At 66.9% G+C, this 2,968-nt stretch carries 2 protein-coding genes and 3 pseudogenes; 3 read left to right on the plus strand and 2 right to left on the minus strand.

All coding sequences use genetic code 11. From position 1 onward, the window contains the following. Positions 1-92 (minus strand): annotated as a pseudogene (locus tag K228_RS30315) (transcriptional regulator); the annotation flags it as partial. Positions 93-316: 224 nt separating this feature from the next. On the opposite strand from K228_RS30315, the pseudogene K228_RS30535 reads away from it, so the two are divergent. Both K228_RS30535 and K228_RS29945 read left to right on the plus strand, forming a co-directional pair. Further along, positions 317-454: pseudogene (locus tag K228_RS30535) on the plus strand (IS256 family transposase); the annotation flags it as partial. Between the two features lie 82 nt (positions 455-536). Beyond that, positions 537-656, plus strand: a pseudogene (locus K228_RS29945) (hypothetical protein); the annotation flags it as partial. Between the two features lie 128 nt (positions 657-784). Here the strand turns inward: K228_RS29945 and K228_RS30540 are convergent. Continuing rightward, positions 785-970 carry a hypothetical protein gene (locus tag K228_RS30540; protein WP_025620702.1) on the minus strand — a complete coding sequence of 62 codons (186 nt, stop codon included), beginning with the start codon at positions 968-970 and terminating at the stop codon, positions 785-787. Between the two features lie 288 nt (positions 971-1,258). Between K228_RS30540 and K228_RS0124325 the strand changes: the two genes are divergently transcribed. Continuing rightward, positions 1,259-1,702, plus strand: a complete 444-nt coding sequence (locus K228_RS0124325) for a GNAT family N-acetyltransferase (RefSeq protein ID WP_025620703.1) — start codon at positions 1,259-1,261, stop codon at positions 1,700-1,702. Positions 1,703-2,968: the final 1,266 nt, after the last annotated feature.

Below are 2,968 nucleotides of genomic sequence, written 5' to 3' on the forward strand. Positions count from 1 at the left end.
TCGTCAAGGATCTTCCGGCGGGTCGGGTCGGCCAGCGCCTTGAAGACCTCGCCCGCTCCAGCCTGGCCTTTGTCTGCGCCAGCGTCACTCACCCGCCAATAATAGGCAAGTGGCTACTTGCCTATCAAGCCGCTACCCACACGCCAGCCCCACCCACCCGAGGGCAAAAATTCGACCAACATCGATGAATGGGCATCCCGGGGTAGCGGCTACCACCACCCCCGGGCGTCCTGGTGGTGAACTCCCCGACCAACTCAGGGCACATAATGACCCACGGATCGATATTCATGGAAGGATGAGCGGAAGCCCAGAAACGAACGAGGCCGCAGCACTCAAGTGCATCTACATGGCGCTGATGAGCCTCGACCCGACCGGCACCGGCCGCCGGCGGTGGACCATGCGCTGGAAAGCACCCCTGAACGCCTTCCAGATCGCCTTCGAAGGCCGGCTCACCCCGGCAATCGCCGGCGAGGAGTCCCGAATGCCGGAGACCACCGAAAAGGAGCAATGGGCACAGTCACGTAGGCGGTCGCTGCTGGCCCGCGGCCGCGCCGGACACACCATCGCTGTACGCCGTCGCATCAGACTCCGTCCTCGCCTGGGGCGAAAATACCTTTGGCCAGTTAGGTGACGGGACCACCACCGACCCACACACCGGGCAGCGGGCACCGATCCGCCCGCGGCCAATGCTCGACGATGATCCGCCGGGCGGACACGACCATACGATTGCGTAGCTGCGCCGGCGGCAGGCCGATCACCACCTGACGCCGGCCGACTGGGGCCATCACCGCAGGCAGGCCCGTTGCTGGGCCAACCGCGTCATCAACGGCCGCGCATCCAGGATCACCGTCGGCTGATCCTGCGCCGCCGGAAGGCGCCGAGCCCTCGGTCGAGTTCGTACTGTGTCGGCGGCGGCACGAAGGTCAGGTCGGCGTGGTCCATGGTCGGCGACCTTCGACGCCGGGGACATTGTCCGACGCGCCGCCAGGTACGCACCACCCGACGAGGAGGGCGTTCTCCAACGACGTGACCACGCCCGGCTGCACCAAAGCGATCTCCGCGCCCATCGCGGCTTCGATTCTGGCTCGGCATAGCAGGGACATGCGGGTGAGAGAACCCGATAAGCAGCGCTGGCAGGCTGAAGCCGCTGCCTTGCCAGCCCGCTCGTCGCTCTGGCAGCTTCCGGCGCGCGACCAACCCCAACTGACTCGCGGGTACCGGCCGGTCAGGTCCCTGACCGGCCGGTACCATGTCAGGAATGAATAACGGATTCGCTCCTTACATCATGGCGGCGGAGGTGCCGTCCGTCACCGTCTACCGCGAGCTGCGCGAAGCCAGTGGGCTGAGCCCGAAGACCATCTCCGCAGCCGCCGCCGGCCTGCCGAACACGTGGTATGGCGTGGTTGTCCGGCACGACGGTAAACCGGTCGGGATGGGTCGCGTGGTCGGCGACGGCGGCTGCCACTTCCAGGTGGTCGATGTCTGCGTACGCCCCGAGCACCAGGGGCATGGGCTCGGCAAGCGGATCATGGAAGCGCTCACCGCGGAACTAGAACGCCAAGTGCCCGACAGCGCCTACGTCTCCCTCATCGCCGACGGTGACGCCCGCCACCTGTACACCCGCTTCGGCTTCACCGAAACCGCCCCAGCCTCGGTCGGCATGGCCCGCGCCTTCACTGCCAGCCGGCGCTCCGGAAGCTGACCTCTCACAGCTGCCACCGTCCTCGCTACCGGCGCGCCCGCATCAGCTCCGGCGTGCCACCCATCGGCTCACAGCGCCCGCTTCTGTCGCCGTTCGGCGCGGTGCGGGCAGTCAGGGTCTCACCAACCCGCCCACGCAGCCGTCCATCGGCGTTGAACGCTCGCCCGACAGCGAGGGGTCGCAGGTTCGAGTGCGAGCGGCTCGCTCCGCCCAGCCGTCCACCAGCCTAGGTACAGCGGACCGAGCGCCGCCGGCTGGACCACGTGCTCATGCTGGTCAGTGCCGGGGAAGCGGCGCTGGTTCTGGCCATGCTCGACGACCGGGTGGTTTGCACCGGGCTTTGCGACGTAGTGCGAAGCCGACCTTCGAGCACTACGCAGACTTCGGAGAGTTGACCGCGCACCCAGCGGAGCGCGGCCGCGCGGCTTGTCACCGCCGCCCTGATCGAGGACGCCCGCAACTCCGGGATCGAGACCCTGGCGCTCGGCGTCCGTGGCAACAATCACGCCACCATCGACCTTGACGAGTGGCTTGGATTCCGGGAGCGGGGACGGCTGCCCAACGTCATCGAGGGAGGAACGCGCCGAGCGCGACGCAGACCGGATCTACGGAGACCACGCCGACCGGGCTGTGGCGTGAGACCCCGCATTCTCGACACGTCGGCGATCATCGCTCTGTTCGACGCCTACCCGCCCGTGTTCGAGTTGATGACCCGCGCGCGCTGGATCGGGACAGCGTGCGTGCACTCAAGCGGCACCTAACGCGGCCTGATGGCATGGCAATACACTCCCGGGCTCACCTCGGGCTCACAGTGGCCCCACTGATCGATGAAGCTAGAAGAGAAAGATCGGCGAATCTCCAGAAACCCCAGGTCAGGGGCTACTTCTGATGGTGGGCCGGACGATGCACCATGCGAACCGCCACACCCTGGTATCCGGTAACCCGCTTCCGGGACGTTTGACCAGCTCACGGACCAAGCAGGGTGCGGCATGACGGTCCATGCCGCGCCCGATGCGGCGACTGCAATGCCCGCCGACGCCATCGACCACCCGGCATGGTGCGAACAGTCGCGATGCACCGCCGACCCATCTACCCAGACCGCCGGCTACCACCCCAACCTCGGTGGGCAACATTGCTCAGCCGATCTTCCGCTTAACCAACGGCCAGGGAACCGGAACTTGTCAAGGCCGGTGGGACCAGTGGGTGTTACGCCGCTTGCGGCATCGGTTGATCGGTAGCGGGTTCGGTGGGGTTGATCCAGACGGT

Source organism: Salinispora cortesiana, assembly GCF_000484695.1.
GTDB classification, from domain to species: Bacteria; Actinomycetota; Actinomycetes; order Mycobacteriales; family Micromonosporaceae; genus Micromonospora; species Micromonospora cortesiana.